We start from the raw sequence: 16,427 nt of genomic DNA, 5'->3' as shown, positions 1-16,427 counted from the left end.
TATGCTAGCTGTACATTTTGGAGCAGGTAATATTGGGCGAGGCTTTATTGGACAACTGTTGCAAAAGGCTGGCTATGAAATTGCGTTTGTGGATGTCAATGCGGCTTTGGTCGATGAGCTGAATGAGCGAAAAATGTATCGCGTGCAACTAGCAACAACAGGAAAACCGGAGTCGGTCGTGGAAGGAGTTCGAGCGATAAATGGTCAGGATGTAGCGGCGGTAGCTGAAGCGATCGCAACTGCCGATTTGGTTACGACGGCAGTTGGTCCCAACATTCTTCCGCATATTGCAGGGGCCATCGCAGCCGGCATTACCCGGAGACTTTCTGTTCATGCGAAGCCACTCAATGTGATTGCATGCGAAAACATGATTGGCGGCAGCGAGAAGCTGAAGGAGCATGTGTATGGGCATCTGACGGAATCGGTTCAAGCCGAGGCAGCACAATGGATCGGATTCCCCAATGCAGCCGTAGATCGGATTGTTCCTTTGCAGCACCATGATGACAAGCTTCTGGTTATGGTGGAACCGTTTTTTGAATGGGTGGTAGATTCGTCGCAGATGGTTGGAGAAGTCCCGTCCATTGAGGGCGTTACCTATGTGGAGGATCTCGCGCCGTACATCGAAAGAAAGCTGTTTACCGTCAACACAGGTCATGCGGTCATCGCGTACCTGGGGTATCAGCTGGGGATGAAAACGATTGATGAAGCGATGCGAGACGACCGGATCGTTCAGGCGACACGCGGGGCTCTTCAGGAGACAGGAGCACTGCTTGCTGCCAAGTACGGATTTGACCCGCAAGTTCATGGGCAGTATGTAGAAAAAATCCTTGGTAGATACACCAACCCATTGTTGTCTGACGATATTGTCAGGGTGGCGCGTTCGCCGATCCGCAAGCTGTCGCAGCAAGATCGTTTGGTAGGACCAGCACTACAATGCATGGAAAAAGGAATGAATCCAGAGTATTTAGGTCTGGCAATTGCTGCGGCACTGGCATTCGACTATCCCGAGGATGCGGAGTCCGCACGGATACAAGCAAGCCTGAAAGAGTTTGGATGGGAAAATACATTACACAATTGTACCGGCATTCCGGCAGGTCATCCACTTGAGGAGATCGTGCGCGAACAGGCACGCAGATTGAAGGAATGGTCAGGTAGCCATTGAGAGAGGCTGGTGTTACGATGTCCCAAAAAATCACAGGTGTAAAAGCTTCAACAGGTATAGCCATTGGCAAGGCGTTTTTACTGACAACGCCCGACTTACAGATCAATACCGTAGCGATTGAAGATCCGGCGAATGAAATCCAACGCTTTCAAGAGGCGTTGGCTCGAGCAAAAAATGATTTGGAGGACATCGTTCTGCGCGTGGAGCGGGAGATGGGAACGGATCATGCAGACATTTTCAAAGCTCACCTGCTCGTCTTGGAAGACCCGGAACTGGTCGATACCGTCAAAGATAAAATCTCAAACGAAAAGACAAACGCTGAAAGTGCCTTGAATGATGTCGCACAAGCATTCATCGGACTTTTCGAGCAAATGGACAACGAATACATGCGGGAGAGAGCAGCAGATATTCGTGACGTTACCAAACGTGTACTTTCTTACTTGCTCGGGGTACCGTTTGCAGGACTCGGGGAGCTGACAGAGGAAGTGATCATTGTAGCGGATGATTTGACGCCTTCCGATACGGCCCAATTAGACCGCCGCTATGTCAAAGGCTTCGTTACAGACATTGGGGGACGAACCTCGCATTCTGCGATTATGGCACGTTCTCTGGAGATTCCTGCTGTTGTTGGAACACAAGGGATCACTCGTGCCGTTCAGCCTGCGACACTCGTCATTCTCGATGGGCATGAAGGGATCGCGATTATTGACCCGAGTGAAGAGGAAATCGCTGTCTACAAACGCAAGCAGGCAGATTACGAAGCGCAAAAAGCCGAACTAGCGAAGCTTGTGAACGATAAAACGGTCACGTTGGACAATCATCATGTCGCGCTTGCCGCAAATATCGGAAGTCCTGAAGATGTTGCTGGGGCAATCGCCAATGGTGCTGAAGGTGTCGGGCTGTTCCGCACGGAGTTTCTATACATGGGACGCAATGATTTTCCGACGGAAGAGGAACAATACCTCGCGTACAAGCACGTGCTAGAGCATATGGGTGACCGCCCGGTGGTTATTCGTACTTTGGACATTGGCGGGGACAAGCATCTCTCTTACTTGGCTTTGCCAGAAGAAATGAACCCGTTTCTTGGACACCGCGCCATCCGGCTGTGTCTCGACAACCAAGAACTGTTTCGTACGCAGTTGCGTGCTCTATTGCGCGCAAGTGTACACGGCAATCTGAAAATCATGTTTCCGATGATTGCGACACTGGAGGAGTTCCGCCAGGCGAAAGCAATTTTGGAAGAAGAGAAAAAATCTTTGATAAATCGCGGAATGGCAGTATCCGATCAGATTGAAGTGGGTATCATGATTGAGATCCCTGCTGCGGCACTGATGGCCGATCAATTTGCACGCGAGGTTGACTTTTTCAGCATTGGAACCAATGATTTAATACAATACACAATGGCAGCCGACCGTATGAACGAGAAGGTCGCTTATCTCTACCAGCCTTATCATCCTGCCGTTTTGCGCTTGCTGCACAACGTCATAAAAGCAGGGCACGCGCAGAATAAATGGGTCGGTATGTGCGGGGAGATGGCGGGCGATCCAATCGCGATCCCGATTCTGTTGGGAATGGGTCTGGATGAATTTAGTATGAGTGCAGGGAGCATATTGCCTGCGCGCCAACAACTGAGTCGTTTGAGTGTGGAGGACGCAGCGAAGCAGATTAATACGATTTTACAGATGAGCACTTCTGCGCAAGTAGAGGCGTTCGTGAAGGAATGGCTTGAGAGAGTGTAGAAAAGGAGGCAGATCAGAATGGTAGAGAAAAAAATTGTGGTTCAATTGGCGCACGGCCTGCATGCACGTCCTGCTGCGAACTTTGTGAAGGTGGCCACGTCTTTTTCCAGCGAAATTAAAATCATCAAAAATGAGAAAAATGTAAATGGCAAGAGCATCATGGGCATTATGGCAGCAGCGATTGGAAAAGGGGAAGAAATTACCCTGATCACGGATGGCGTGGATGAACAAGAAGCGATGGCAGCATTGGAAAAAGCATTGACCGAACAGGAATAGGGAAGAGAAAGGGAAAGACGAAAAGCCCCTCGATTTGAGGGGTTTTTTCTGTTGTTCCGGGAAAGTTTACGTAGAAAGTAGTTGTGCGAAAGGGGGAGAAAAGGGTGTCAGTCGCTTTTGGGCTCGTTGTTCTTCTAAAAGCAGCTCCATTTTCAGGCGGTTGCGCTCCGAGTGTGTGGTTTTGTAGAGGGGGATTACCAAATTCCTTGTTTCCAAAGGATCGGTCGTGAGATTGTACAATTCGTAATCAGTCAGCGTGGGGTTGTATACATCCTCGGCAAAATAGCGGGAGTATTTCCATAAAGTGCTTTGCCCGGCGGAATACAGGTAGGCGAGGACCGTTTCTATCCGATTCGGAGGAATGACAGAGTCATAGGGCTGGTGTTGCACGCTAACTTGATGCTGTCCTTTTGTTACATCGTCATCTGTCATGAAGTAGATCGGCTCGCTAGAGATAGATTCCGTATCGTGAGACAAGATGAGGGGAGTAAGATCACGACCGACAAGCGGTTGTACCTCGCTATGTGTATAGGTTAGCTCCTCACTAAGCCTATCTGTGTCTACTCCAGATATACCGAGCAGTGTCGGAAGAATATCCACATGACTGGTTAATAGCTCTGTGGAGGTTGCGTGTGGAAAAAGGAGTGGGTTGTGGATAAGGAGAGGAACATGAATTGCCTCTTCATAGGTACAGTACCATTTTTGATGCAGATTGCCGTGGGCACCCAACAATTCGCCGTGATCGGATGTGAACACGACCAGTGTTTCGGGATAAAACGAGCTTGCGACGAGTGCTTCAAGAACACGCATCACTTCCCGATCGGCGTTTTTCTGGAGCTGATAGTACAGTCTTCGATAATGGGCTTGGTCCGAAATGGGCTGGAACGCTTGTGGATATACCTCCCGATAACTCGCTTGGCAGCGTGGTTTTGACGCAAGTGATTCGTACTGAGTAGGGGGTGGGGCAACACTGGGAACAGACTTATCCACATGGAAGCGAAAAAACGGTGTGCTCGCAGAGATATCCCCATAGATGGCAATATCATGTGGATTGACGAAAGACGCCACGATCAGCCAAGGCTGGTAGCTTTCAACGGAGCCTTTCTCCTGGTCTAATGCATGGAGCAGCTCGATGACTTCGCTGCTGTATACCACATCACGACCATTTACTCCGATGGCTGCGGACGAACCGGAGTTATGCGGCGCTATTCCATGCGGTTCAGGCCCGATCCAACTGGAGAAGCCATAGCCGTCCAGCCGATCAGCAAGCAAGTATAAGCGCTCTTTATCTGGATCAGGAACTCCCGTTACAGGGATATAGCTGGGGATAGGAAAGTGGGTGCCCGGTACCCAGATGTCGGCATCGGATATATGCCACTTGCCTTTATAGAAACACCGATAGCCCGCTTGACGAAAATAATTTCCCATCGTCGGGACGGTATTGCGATCAAGCCAGAACATGTCGCTGTCGGCAGAGCGTTTAGCGGCACCGCTGGTCTGGGTGACGCCGTGCAAAGAGGGGTACTGTCCGGTGAACAAGGTAGCTCTGCTGGGGCAACAGGCTGTGGAGCCAACGTAATGACGCTTGAATTCCAACCCATGCTCTCGTAAAAAAGCATGAGCGTGGAGTGTATCCTCGCTCCATTCACGTATCGCAGGCTCTTCATAAACAGGGGGGAATCGTTCCTGGTCCACAATGATGAATAAGATGTTCGGTCGTCTCCTCAACCATTTTCTCGACATATAGATCCCCCTCGGCAAAGATGTACACATCTTTATCAACATATGGGGATAAAGTTTGTCCTTATCCACAAAAAAAATCGCCGATTATCAAGAAATCGGCGAAGTTGAATTCGGATATTTGGTTATCCACAGCTTTTTATACCAATACAAAGGAGAGTACCGACAAAAGAATGGAGGTAACACTCATGGCAATCAGTGGGCGCGCCGCTTTTGTACGCAGTGCACGCAGATTTACGTTCAGGCCGAGCCCGACCATGGCCATGGTGAGCACGAAGGTTGTGATATTCGCGACACCACTATGGAACGCTTCTGAGACAGGAATGGTTGTTCCGAGAACGTAGCTTCCAAATACACTCATGGCGAGGAAGCCGATCAGGAACCAAGGGAATTCAATCTTGGTGCCACTTTGTAATTTCCCGGTGCGTTTCATCCAAATCATCAGGATAAAACAGAGCGGAACCAACAGCAGCACACGCCCCAATTTTGCCAGCAGTGCAATCGCTAGCCCATCTTGACCAGCGGGTGCAGCAGCCAACGCGACATGCGCAATCTCGTGCAGACTAATTCCTGACCACATGCCGTATTCGACCGCGGACAGGGGTAGGAACGGACGCAGGATCGTGTAGGCAATAGCAAATAGGGTTCCGACGAGTGCGATCATTCCTACCCCGATGGCTGTATCTTCATCCTTGGCAGCAACGATAGGCGAGACGGCAGCAATTGCCGCTGCTCCACAGACCCCTGTACCGACTCCGAGCATGAGGGAGAGGGAAGAGTCTGCTTTCAGCCACTTAGCTATCAGCATCGTAACCGCGATGGAAAAAATAATGACACCAGCGTCATAGACGAGAAGCCCGAGACCTTCATTCAAGACGACGTCGATATTGAGCTTCAGGCCGTACAGAATGATAGCAAGACGTAGTAAACGTTTGGCAGAAAATTGAATCCCTGATCGCAATGCTTCCGGATATCCACGAAAATGCCGGTATGCGACCGCGATCAGGATCGAACAGGCGAGGGGGCCAACTTGTTGAAAGCCAGGTATTTTTGCTAAGCCGTAGCCTGTCAGGGCGATAAAAAAAGTAAAAGCGATTCCAGCTATCCACAGCGAGAAGGATGTAGGTTTGCTTTCGTTATTTTTTGCGGGCTGTACGCTGGCATTGCTTTCATTCAATGGCACGCTGTTTTTGATCGGAGTTGCCATTGCCATCACTCCTCGAAAAGTTTTACAAACTCAGCATACGGCAACTGTTATAATAAGAAAAATAAATCATTGCGATGATCATCATAAGTGAAATGAATGGTTAGTGGTGGATAGGAGAGTGAAGGCAGTTGGATCAGCATTTGCTTGTGTTCGTGACCGTTGCAGACAGACAGAACTTTTCCCGAGCTGCAGAAGAGCTACATATGACGCAGCCTGCCGTTAGTCAGTATATTCATGCGCTCGAGCGCACGATAGGGACAAAGCTCCTGGAGCGAAGCAACAAATATGTTCGCTTGAATAAAGCGGGGGAGATTGTCTATCATCACGCTCGGGAGATCTTGGGCTTGTACACGCGGATGCAGAGCCTCGTGGATGATTTGATGAACACACCGAGCGGGGATTTGACGATTGGCGCCAGCTACACATATGGAGAGTATGTGCTGCCTCATGTCATTGCGCGTCTCCGTCAGTATTACCCAATGATTACCCCCACGATTACGATTCACAATTCCACAGTCATTGCTGAGCTCGTGGCGAAGCGACAACTCGACGTCGGGATTGTTGAGGGGGAGTATGTGGACGAAAAAATGTGCGTGGAGCCGTTTGCTGATGATCGCATGTATTTGATTGCTTCTCCGGAGCATCGATTGGCCGGGCAAACAGAGGTCAGCATTGACGAATTGATGAAGGAAACGTGGATTGTGCGGGAAGAAGGGTCAGGCACGAGGGAAGCGGCTGAAAAAATGTTTCGCCAACTGCAATTCACACCGCAAAAGCGAATGGAGTTCGGCAGCACACAGGTGATCAAGGAGTCAGTGGAGGCTGGTCTGGGAATCAGCTTACTGTCTTATTGGGCTATCCGCAAAGAACGCAGGCTCGGCACGCTCTGTACATTGAAGGTAACGGGGACGCCGGTTACCCGTGATTTTTCGCTCGTCACGAAATCAGACGAGTTTCATACCAAAGCATTGGACATCTTCATGGATCTTATCCGCACACATGTGCCGGAGGGTGCCCATACGTAAAAGAGGAAGCGGCATGATCGGTACGTGCTGCTGCCTCTTTTTCATTTCAAGCGGACGAGTCAGGATGGGCGAGTGTCAGACGAAAGGTTGTTCCTTCTGGAGAAGTCCGAACCAATTCGACATTTCCCCCGTGTGCTTTTGCCAATAGTCGGGAGATCGTCAGGCCCAGCCCCAATCCATGCTTCTTTTTGCGTTTGCTATCGCCGCGATAGTACCGTTCGAAAATGAAGGGGACCTCTGACTCAGGAATTCCCTTTCCATTGTCGGTTATATCGATGGAGAGGAAGTCACCCTGATTATGGACGCCGATGTTGATTTGCGTTGCATTTGCGGAAGCGCTGTTCCCCAATAAATTGAGTAAAATTTGTTTGACGTGTGATTCATCGCCGAACCACACGGTATCTTGTCTAGTCGGATTAACTGTCACAGATATGTCTGCAAATGAGGGCAAGGCTTGTACTTGTGCGACTATCTGATCCAATGTGCTGTCGATCTGTATGGAATGCTTCTCGACGAAAACTTCACCTGCTTCCATGGAGGAAAAATCGAGCAGGTCATTGACCATTGTCTGGAGTCGCTTGGCTTCGTCCATGCTGATTTGCATGAATTCATCCGCATCTGCACCTTTTACGACGCCGTCTTTGACAGCTTGAATCATCCCACGGATCGAGGTGACAGGGGTACGCAGCTCATGGGAAACACCAGCCAAAAGGTCGGTGCGCATCCGCTCTAGTTGTCCAAGTCGTTTGGCCATTTCGTCAAATGAATGGACCAGCTGGCTGATTTCGGCCTCTTTGATTTTGGAGGAATTGGGCAAGGAAGGCGTATAATTCCCGCTGGATATTTGCTCTGCCGCTATTGCCAACTGCCGCAGGGGCTGTGTTAACGAGCGAGACAGCACATAGACGATTGCCCAACCGCACAAAGTGATGATTCCGATAGAAACCATGATCGTGATATAGGTGTGAACCAAATCATTGTTAAGAGGCGTGCTGACGTAATAGGTGCCTGCGACTGCATTGTGTTCATAGTAAGGGACACCAACGCGCAGCCAGGTAGCTCCCTTTGTGGCAACAACCTCCCGTATTTCTTTCGTTTTGTCCACCGGTTGGGCAGGGGTAGGTAACTGCGCAATGGTAGCGGTCGTCGTCTGACTCACCATTTCCTTCTTGAACGTCTTGCCCGCATCATCGTAAATCTGTACCACGTGATCGATTGGGACAGTTGGCATGACTCGAAATGCGATCATAGCGGTAGTGGCTGCGGGTGTTGCGGTGTCAGGAATAGCCGGAGACGTAGGGCCAGTCACAGTAGTGATAGCCTGATTGGAGATACCAACAGTTGTTTGTGCCAAATCCTCTATCTTTACAGAAGAAGTCGAGGTGTCCTTGGCGAGCAACAACTTGGTATACGAATCAGCGAGCAACTCTGTTCTTGCTTCCAATACTTGAAACTGTTGTTCTGTAGCTGCTTTGTTAATCCAATAGATGCCAAAAAATCCAATACCAAAAAGAATGACAGATAATATCAAGGCATAGCGCCACGTCCAGTAACGCAAGAGCGGTACAGCAGTTCTGGTAGAAGTAGATCGATTAGTAAACACGCAGGCTATACCCCATTCCTCTGATTGTGCTGATTTCCCCTTCGGAAGTCGGCCACGGCAGCAAGCTTTTGCGCAAACGCTTCACTGCGGTATCCACAGAGCGATCGCCCCCTTCAAAATCCATTCCCCACACCTGATCCAACAACTGATCTCGGCTGAAGCATTGGTTCGGATGTCGCGCCAGGAAAACAAGTAGTTGCCAATCCCGTGGCATTAAGGAAAGGGGTGCTTTCCCGATTAAGGCATTTTGGGCCGTAACATCTATGGAAAGTGTCCCGAGTCTGATCGTATCTGCTTCGGCGATATAAGAGGAACGGCGGAGCACAGCTTGTACACGGGCCAACACTTCTTCTGGATCAAATGGCTTGGCAATATAGTCATCTGCACCTTGTGCCAGCCCTTGGAGCTTGTCTGGCACGGTACCGCGCGCCGTGATGATAATGACAGGGCAACTGCCGTATTGGCGAATCTGGTCGAGTATATCCAAGCCGTCATGATCGGGCAGCATCAGGTCAAGCAGGACAAGATCGGGTTTCCAGGAGAAAAAAGTCGGGATTGCCTCGTGATCACCCTCATTCCATTTTACCTCATAGCCCGCCCGTTCCAGGTAGACCTGAACAAGTCGGGCAATCGGCATTTCATCCTCGATGAGTAGAATTCGTTTCACGAAGAAACACCTCCTATCTATCTCAAGTCAATTTGTGCTTATCATAGCAATGATGGACATCATTTCGACTTACATCATTTGTAAAAAAGTTCTTGTTTCCGTTGTTTAGCATAATGGAGTTATGTGTCCGTTGAATGGCGAAGGGCATAACTAAACCTCTGGCAGTTTCCTGCTAGAGGTTTTTTTTGTGTGCTTGAAAGGCAACCCTTATTTTTTGATGGCAGGTATTGAGACTGTTGTACCTTTTGTGATCTTGCCTTCTTTTTCGAGCTGTTTGATCAACTCTTCCACGGAGATGCCTATTTCTTTTGCCATTTCCTCCAAACTGATTGAAGGGTGAGTAAAGGAAGCTGCTTCACCAGTGGCGATCGTGCCTTCTTTTTCAAGCTGCTTGATCAACTCTTCCACAGAGATGCCTTTTTCTTTTGCTACTTCTTCCAGATTGATAGTTGTCGTGGAAGCAATCATTGCCAGCGTGCCTTCTTCTTTAAGCTGCTCGATCAAGTCTTCTACGGAGATGCCTTTTTCTTTTGCCATTTCATCGAGGTCGATTGTCTTAATGTTATCGCTGTTGGCATCGAATTTTATGAAGGAGAAGCTAGTTGTCAGGTCGCCGTCTTTCGTGTTAATAGCTGCTCCTTTCGTCAGTTTGCCTTCCTTTTCAAGCTGCTTGATCAACTCTTCCACAGAGATACCCTTTTCCTTTGCCATTTGCTCCAGACTAAAAATCGGTTTTAGAAGAGCATTTGTACCATCTGTGTTCATCATTTTCAGTGGAGCAGAAGAACCAGTCGTTTTCGCTGGTTCATTTGCCGCAAACGCGGAGCCTGCCATTGCGGATACTGCCAGAGCCATTACTGCCATTACCATTTTCTTTTTCATTGTAAAATTCCTCCTTGGGAGTTCTGTAAATGAGTGGTGAGCCTTGTTTGATGGGCTTGCCCGTCTCGGCTACAACCTAAAGATAATGGGGGCGTGTGTCCGTAATATGACCGGAATATGGAAAAGTGACGGAATGCCGAAAACGCTTGCATTTTTCCCTACCTTGTTCTACATTAGAGACAGGTAAAAGAGCACGTAAATCGCGTGAAATCTTCTACCCACAAGTGAATAATCAAAAGGCAAAGGTGCCCTTGAACACGGATCTTATTTTTTCGTGTTTAGGCACCTTTTTTTGCTTTTGAAAAGGGAAGTTGTCTTGAAAGGAGTGACACGCATGGAAAAACCAATTCGAGCGACGCCGCTTGCGATCCGACTGATTCCCAATGTCGATCCTCAATTTGCGGAGAAGCTGAACCTGCCTTCCCATATCCGCAGTCTGGGTCTTTTGACCTCCACGATTGACGATGTGGGGTACACGGCCATTGATGAAGCGACCAAAAAGGCAGCGGTAGAAGTTGTGTATGCCAAGTCGTTTTATGCAGGCTCAGGCCATGCGTCTGGACCGTTGTCCGGCGAGTTCATCGGGATGATCGGAGGCGCGACGCCATCGGAGGTGCAGAGCGGACTGGATGCAGCCGTTGCATTTATGGAGAGCGGAGCATGCTTTTACTCTTTGAATGATGAAGGGACGCATGCGTATTACGCCCATGTTGTGTCGCGGACGGGCAGCTATTTGTCCCAACTGGCGGGTATCAGAGAAGGTGAACCGCTTGCCTACTTGATCGCTCCACCGCTGGAGGCCATGTATGGTATTGATGCCGCTCTCAAGGCTGCAGATGTACAAATGGTTCAATTTTTTGGTCCACCGACAGAAACGAACTTTGGGGGAGCGCTACTCACTGGCAGCCAGTCGGCATGCACGGCAGCCGCCGATGCTTTTGCCGATGCCGTAAGAAGTGTCGCCCAACAGCCTGTCAAACGATAATAGGGATATTCCCTCTTGAAGGGGAGGTAATGTAAATGCGCGCTACGTCATATTCACTCGGCATGATCGAGACATTGGGCTTGCCTGCTCTCATTGCTGCCGCAGACGCTGCTGCCAAAGCGGCTGACGTCAAAGTCGTCTCTTATGAAGGCGCGGACGCAGGGATCGTTACCGTGTATGTAATCGGAGATGTCTCCTCCGTACAGTCAGCAGTAGATGCTGGTGCTGAAGCTGCGAGACGTGTCGGAACATTGCTGCACTCACACGTTATTCCGCGTCCTGACGAAAATGTACCCAAAATGCTTAAAAACCTGCTGAAACCGGAAGCAAAAGAAGAGGGTAAGGCAGAGCCGGCCCAAGTGCCAGCGACCAAATTGCAAGATCAGTCTATCAATGATCTGCGCAAAATGGCGCGTTCGTATGCGGACTTCCCGCTGACAACGAACGAAATCAACATGGCGAAGAAAGAAGATCTCATTCGTCTGTTGGAAGAGAAACAAGGCGGAGGTGACAAAGCCTAATGACACTCGACGCTGATCTGTATTCCATACAGGAAGTGCGTACCTACCTCGCACAAGCGAAGGAAGCACAGGCCAAGTTCGCTACTTACAGCCAAGAACAAGTCGACAGAATCATCGAAGCCATGTCCAAAGCGGGTGTGGAGCATGCAGATCGACTGGCAGCAATGGCTGTAGAAGAAACAGGCTTTGGTAACATCCCGGACAAACGGATGAAAAACCTGTTTGCTGCTCAAGATGTGTACGCATCTGTGAAAGATGTTAAAACGGTTGGCATCATCCGTAAGGACGAAGAGAACAAGGTATGGGAAGTGGCGCAGCCATTCGGTATCGTAGCTGGTATCGTGCCTTCCACCAATCCGACGTCCACGGTTATCTATAAATCGATGGTCTCCCTCAAGGCGAGAAATGCGATTGTCTTCAGCCCGCATCCGTCAGCAGCCAAGTGCACGCTGGAAGCAGCGCGACTGATGGCACAGGCGGCAGTAGCGGCTGGAGCACCAGAAGGCTTGATCCATTGCGTTACCAAGCCTACGCTTCCAGCGACAAACGAATTGATGAAGCATAAGCTGACCAATTTGATTCTCGCGACTGGCGGAACACCGATGGTACGTGCGGCATACAGCTCCGGCAAGCCTGCTTATGGTGTGGGACCTGGTAACGTTCCGGTCTACATCCACCACAGTGCGGATTTTGCTGCTGCTGCCAAGCGCATCGTGCAGAGCAAAACGTTTGACTATGGTACGATCTGCGCTTCTGAGCAAGCATTGGTAGTGGAGGAATCCACTAAACACCAATTGATTGCTGCCCTGAAGCGTGAAGGTGCCTACTTCCTGAACGAGCAAGAAAAGGAAAAGGTAGCTGCCATCGTCACGATTAACGGCTCGTTGAACGCGAAGATCGTTGGCCGCTCCCCGCATGTGATCGCTCAAATGGCGGGTATTACTATCCCGGCTGATACGCGTGTCCTGGTTGCGGAGGAGAACAATGTAGGTAAAGCATACCCGATGTCCGTTGAAAAACTGGCTCCGGTTCTTGCCCTCTACACTGTTCAAGGCGACAGCGAAGCGTTTGCTCGTTGCCGCGAATTGCTGGAGCATGGTGGTCTTGGACATACAGCGGGTATTCACGCCCAGGATGACAATGTCATCGCAGCGTATGGTCAAGCAATGCCAGCATCCAGAATTCCGGTAAATACGGGTACGACCTTCGGAGGAATTGGTGCAACGACTGGCGTACAACCAGCGTTCACACTTGGATGCGGTTCTTTAGGGGGCAACATCACTTCCGATAACATCGGTGCGAAGCACATGTTCAACATCAAGCGTGTTGCATTTGGTATCAAAGAAATGCCACAATCAACGCCAGCACCACAAGCTCCTGCGACACAAGCGGAAGAAGCTGTCCTACAGGCTGTCTCTTCCATGAACGTTGGCTTGAGCCGTGATGAGATCAAGAACATCATCAAATCCGTGTTAACAGAAATGACGTCTTAATGTCGTAAAACACTAAAATCTTGGAGATATAATTAAGGAGGATACAAAAATGGCTGGAGAAATGTCCGCATTGGGAATGGTAGAAACAAAAGGTTTGATCGGAGCAGTTGAAGCTGCTGACGCAATGGTAAAAGCAGCAAACGTAAAACTGATTGGTAAAGTACACGTAGGTGGCGGTCTCGTAACTGTTATGGTACGTGGTGACGTAGGTGCAGTAAAAGCTTCCACAGACGCAGGTGCCGCTGCTGCTGAAAAAGTAGGAGAGCTCGTATCTGTACACGTAATCCCACGCCCTCATGGAGACATTGAATTGATCCTGCCTAAACTCGAAGGGTAATAAATCCCGATGGCAGTGATTACAGAAGCATCCTTGAGAGCGATGCATAAGTCAGGTATCCCAAACCCCTTTCTCGTTGAGAAAGGGGATAAAATAACACCAGCAGCGGCAGATTTCTTGAAAGGAAGAGGGATTCAAGTGAAACAAGTTGATCAGAACCAGCAGCCTTCCACCAATCAAGCTGCCGAGGCAGTGCGAGAAATTCCTTTGGGCGTATCGAACCGTCACATTCATTTGTCGCAAGCAGATGTCGAGAAGCTTTTCGGAGCCGGACATCAATTGACGCCAATGCGTGATTTGTCGCAACCGGGCCAGTTTGCTTGCCAAGAAACAGTCACCATCGTGGGACCAAAAGGCAGCATCCATGGGGTTCGCGTTTTGGGACCAGCTCGTGGCGCGACACAAGTGGAAATTTCCAGAACAGACGGCTTTGCAGTAGGTGTTCATGCACCTGTGCGTATGTCTGGAGATATTGAAGGAACACCAGGTATGGTACTTGTAACGGCAAAAGGGACTGTTGTGATGGACAAAGGCGTAATCGTAGCGAAGAGCCACGTTCATATGTCCCCAGCAGATGCCGAGCAATATCAAGTGAAGGATGGCGATACGCTGATCCTGGCAACGCAAAGCGATCGTCCTATCATCTATCCAGATGTAGTCGTTCGTGTACATCCGCAGTTTGCACTTGATTTCCACGTTGATACGGATGAAGGAAATGCCGCTAATTTGAAAACGGGCGACCGGGTAAAAGTGATCGGCAAGAACGGGCAATTTTACTCCGGCTAACGGAGGTTGAGCTTGATGGACATCAGAGAAATGGTGGCGTCGATTACAAAAGAAATTTTGCAATCGATGAATACAGAAAAGCAAAGCAGCACAGCGCCTCGTGTCCTGTACGTTTTTTGCGACAGCCAGGCTCATGAGGCGTTTCAGGATCATTTTATCCAACTGAAAAACCACGGGATCTGCCATGACATTCTCTTCCTGGACGGAGAAACCTCTTCTTGGTTGGGCATGCACAAGATCGAATGTGGGGGAGCAGGCAAAATTCTTACCGCAGATGAGTACGCTCCTGCCCCGTTGGAAGTGCCGAAAGATTATGTCGGTATCGTGATTCCTGAAATCGATTTGGATAATGCAGCGAGAATTGCTTCCGGTCTAAAAGGAACAATCAAAGCGGAAATCGTCTTTTCCGCGTTGGTGACAGGCAAATTCGTCATCGCTGGTTCCGATGTGCCAGGAATCAAGCGCGCAGACCGTCGTACCCTGCAAACATTGACACTGACACCTGCTTATGAAAAGCTGTTCAACCGTCACGTTGAGAGCATGAAAGAGCTGGGGGTGGAGTTTGCGGAGCAGCGCCGTCTGGCTGATCGCGTGGTTTCCAAGCTGAAGTCTCAGTTGCAAAAAGTGGAGACTACCAAGACAGAACAACCAACATTGACTCCTTTGGATGAGCAAGAAGCCGTCTTTTCCGGGAAGCTGTTGACAGCGGATTGGATCAGATCTCAACCTGAGCTTCGCGATACGACTTTGATCGTGAAAAAAGGTGCAATTGTTTCTCCGCTTGCTTATGACAGCATGAGAGAACGCGGCATTACGGTCAGCTATTTAGGAAAAGGGTGATCGCATGTTTTTGGGAAAAGTGATCGGCAGCGTCTGGGCCACGCAAAAAGAAGCAGGAATGGAAAATCTCAAGCTCATGGTGGTTCAGCCGATTGATTGGCGTGGCGAAGAAGGCGGACAAACCGTTATCGCAGCGGACAGGATCGGTGCGGGAATCGGGGAGCAGGTTATCGTCTCTCGTGGGACGCCTGCCCGAATCCTTTTCTCCGGCACCAGTGTGCCGATCGATGCGATCATCGTAGGCATCGTAGATTCGTTTGAGGTGCCGGGTGCCGCAGGAAGAGAGGAATAGGAATGGAACAGGAACGTTCACGAGTCATCCAGGAATTCGTACCAGGGAAACAGGTCACGTTGGCTCATGTAATCGCAAACCCTGACCCAATGCTCTATACCAAGCTAGGTATCAATGAGGCCGGTGCAATCGGCATCTTGACTTTGACGCCTACCGAAACAGCCATTATTGCCGCGGATATTGCGACAAAGGCTGCTGGCGTCGAGCTTGGGTTTCTCGATCGTTTTACAGGTTCACTGATTGTCGTAGGAGATGTATCCGCTGTTGAGATGGCAGTCGAGGCGGTCAATCAGGTGCTGAGCGAAAAACTGCGGTTTACACCGGCGTTGGTGACGAAATCATGACCGGCCGTGTAATGATTATCGGTGCAATTGAAGCAGGAAAGTCTTCTCTGGTGCGGGCGCTGTTCAATGACGAACAGCCTGCCCGGAAGACGCAAGCGCTCGAATATCGGGACTGGGCGATTGACACTCCGGGTGAGTACAGCGAAAACCCGATGTTTTACCGCACGCTTATGGCCACCTCTCTTGAGGCGAAGATCATTGTGATGGTGCAGGATGCAACAAGGGAGCGCAATTACTTCCCTCCTGGCTTTTCACAAGGGTTTCCGCAATCGTGCATCGGGGTCATTACCAAAATGGATCATCCTGATGCAAATGTAGAGAGGGCAGAACAATTCCTGCGTCAATCGCTCGGCAATGCAAAAATTTTCCCGACCTCCTCGCTCACAAGTGAGGGAGTATCAGAATTGCGAGCGTATTTGCAAGAAATTGTAAACGAGTAAGCGAGATTAACCAGTATTACACCCCTTTCCGCCGTAGCGTGTCTGTGAGAAAATGAGGTCATATCAACTCCTAGCAGGTGAAAAGAGG

At 49.7% G+C, this 16,427-nt stretch carries 18 protein-coding genes; 13 read left to right on the top strand and 5 right to left on the bottom strand.

All coding sequences use genetic code 11. The annotated features are described in order from the left end of the window. The first annotated feature begins 1 nt into the window (after nt 1). From HP568_RS01160 to HP568_RS01150, 3 genes are read left to right on the top strand one after another with little or no spacing between them, the layout of a single operon-like run. Nucleotides 2–1,162 (top strand): mannitol-1-phosphate 5-dehydrogenase, encoded by a 1,161-nt coding sequence (locus tag HP568_RS01160; RefSeq protein WP_173628085.1) that lies wholly within the window; start codon nt 2–4, stop codon nt 1,160–1,162. A gap of 17 nt (nt 1,163–1,179) precedes the next feature. Beyond that, entirely contained in the window at nt 1,180–2,901 is a 1,722-nt protein-coding gene (gene ptsP, locus HP568_RS01155; protein ID WP_173628084.1) for a phosphoenolpyruvate--protein phosphotransferase, read from the top strand. Nucleotides 2,902–2,919: 18 nt separating this feature from the next. After that, nucleotides 2,920–3,177 carry an HPr family phosphocarrier protein gene (locus HP568_RS01150; RefSeq protein ID WP_015893797.1) on the top strand — a complete coding sequence of 86 codons (258 nt, stop codon included), beginning with the start codon at nt 2,920–2,922 and terminating at the stop codon, nt 3,175–3,177. A gap of 66 nt (nt 3,178–3,243) precedes the next feature. On the opposite strand, the gene HP568_RS01145 is transcribed toward HP568_RS01150, so the two are convergent. Both HP568_RS01145 and HP568_RS01140 read right to left on the bottom strand, forming a co-directional pair. Continuing rightward, nucleotides 3,244–4,920, bottom strand: a complete 1,677-nt coding sequence (locus HP568_RS01145) for a sulfatase family protein (protein WP_173628083.1) — start codon at nt 4,918–4,920, stop codon at nt 3,244–3,246. Nucleotides 4,921–5,056: 136 nt separating this feature from the next. Beyond that, the gene (locus HP568_RS01140) at nt 5,057–6,124 is read right to left on the bottom strand and encodes a YeiH family protein (RefSeq protein WP_173628082.1); all 1,068 of its coding nucleotides are present in this window, start codon (nt 6,122–6,124) and stop codon (nt 5,057–5,059) included. Between the two features lie 128 nt (nt 6,125–6,252). On the opposite strand from HP568_RS01140, the gene HP568_RS01135 reads away from it, so the two are divergent. After that, nucleotides 6,253–7,149 carry a LysR family transcriptional regulator gene (locus HP568_RS01135; protein ID WP_048035231.1) on the top strand — a complete coding sequence of 299 codons (897 nt, stop codon included), beginning with the start codon at nt 6,253–6,255 and terminating at the stop codon, nt 7,147–7,149. Between the two features lie 46 nt (nt 7,150–7,195). Here the strand turns inward: HP568_RS01135 and HP568_RS01130 are convergent, their stop codons facing one another. The 3 genes from HP568_RS01130 to HP568_RS01120 form a co-directional block, all read right to left on the bottom strand. Further along, nucleotides 7,196–8,752 (bottom strand): HAMP domain-containing sensor histidine kinase, encoded by a 1,557-nt coding sequence (locus tag HP568_RS01130; protein ID WP_173628081.1) that lies wholly within the window; start codon nt 8,750–8,752, stop codon nt 7,196–7,198. Continuing rightward, on the bottom strand, nt 8,742–9,419 hold the full coding sequence (locus tag HP568_RS01125) for a response regulator transcription factor (RefSeq protein ID WP_048035229.1): 678 nt from the start codon (nt 9,417–9,419) through the stop codon (nt 8,742–8,744). The genes HP568_RS01130 and HP568_RS01125 overlap by 11 nt, the downstream gene beginning before the upstream one ends. A 207-nt stretch (nt 9,420–9,626) precedes the next feature. Next, nucleotides 9,627–10,301 carry a hypothetical protein gene (locus HP568_RS01120; RefSeq protein WP_173628080.1) on the bottom strand — a complete coding sequence of 225 codons (675 nt, stop codon included), beginning with the start codon at nt 10,299–10,301 and terminating at the stop codon, nt 9,627–9,629. 334 nt (nt 10,302–10,635) lie between these two features. Here HP568_RS01120 and eutL point away from each other — a divergent pair, with 334 nt between their 5' ends. The 9 genes from eutL to HP568_RS01075 are packed head-to-tail and all read left to right on the top strand — an operon-like array spanning nt 10,636 to nt 16,339. Further along, nucleotides 10,636–11,286, top strand: a complete 651-nt coding sequence (gene eutL / locus HP568_RS01115) for an ethanolamine utilization microcompartment protein EutL (protein ID WP_048035227.1) — start codon at nt 10,636–10,638, stop codon at nt 11,284–11,286. A 35-nt stretch (nt 11,287–11,321) separates the two neighbouring features. Then, on the top strand, nt 11,322–11,807 hold the full coding sequence (locus HP568_RS30100; protein ID WP_056489228.1) for a BMC domain-containing protein: 486 nt from the start codon (nt 11,322–11,324) through the stop codon (nt 11,805–11,807). Continuing rightward, a complete protein-coding gene (locus HP568_RS01105; protein WP_048035225.1) occupies nt 11,807–13,300 on the top strand; it encodes an acetaldehyde dehydrogenase (acetylating) in 1,494 nt (497 codons plus the stop codon). Before HP568_RS30100 ends, HP568_RS01105 begins: the two co-directional genes overlap by 1 nt. Before the next feature lie 49 nt (nt 13,301–13,349). Continuing rightward, nucleotides 13,350–13,637 carry an ethanolamine utilization microcompartment protein EutM gene (gene eutM, locus HP568_RS01100; RefSeq protein ID WP_047069988.1) on the top strand — a complete coding sequence of 96 codons (288 nt, stop codon included), beginning with the start codon at nt 13,350–13,352 and terminating at the stop codon, nt 13,635–13,637. A 9-nt stretch (nt 13,638–13,646) separates the two neighbouring features. Next, a complete protein-coding gene (gene pduL / locus HP568_RS01095) occupies nt 13,647–14,423 on the top strand; it encodes a phosphate propanoyltransferase (RefSeq protein WP_048035224.1) in 777 nt (258 codons plus the stop codon). A 15-nt stretch (nt 14,424–14,438) separates the two neighbouring features. Then, nucleotides 14,439–15,263: a hypothetical protein gene (locus tag HP568_RS01090; protein ID WP_048035223.1), complete on the top strand. Its 825-nt coding sequence runs from the start codon at nt 14,439–14,441 to the stop codon at nt 15,261–15,263. A 4-nt stretch (nt 15,264–15,267) separates the two neighbouring features. Next, complete coding sequence (locus HP568_RS01085; RefSeq protein WP_007720099.1) at nt 15,268–15,555, top strand: EutN/CcmL family microcompartment protein; 288 nt, start codon at nt 15,268–15,270, stop codon at nt 15,553–15,555. Between the two features lie 2 nt (nt 15,556–15,557). Beyond that, entirely contained in the window at nt 15,558–15,899 is a 342-nt protein-coding gene (gene eutS, locus HP568_RS01080) for an ethanolamine utilization microcompartment protein EutS (protein ID WP_007720097.1), read from the top strand. Beyond that, a complete protein-coding gene (locus HP568_RS01075; protein WP_173628079.1) occupies nt 15,896–16,339 on the top strand; it encodes a EutP/PduV family microcompartment system protein in 444 nt (147 codons plus the stop codon). Before eutS ends, HP568_RS01075 begins: the two co-directional genes overlap by 4 nt. The last annotated feature ends 88 nt before the right edge of the window (nt 16,340–16,427 follow it).

It is taken from the genome of Brevibacillus sp. MS2.2, assembly GCF_013284345.1.
In the GTDB taxonomy this organism is placed as follows: domain Bacteria; phylum Bacillota; class Bacilli; order Brevibacillales; family Brevibacillaceae; genus Brevibacillus; species Brevibacillus brevis_C.
The sequence above is the reverse complement of the archived record's forward strand: the minus strand, read 5'-3'. Positions and strand labels throughout refer to the sequence as shown.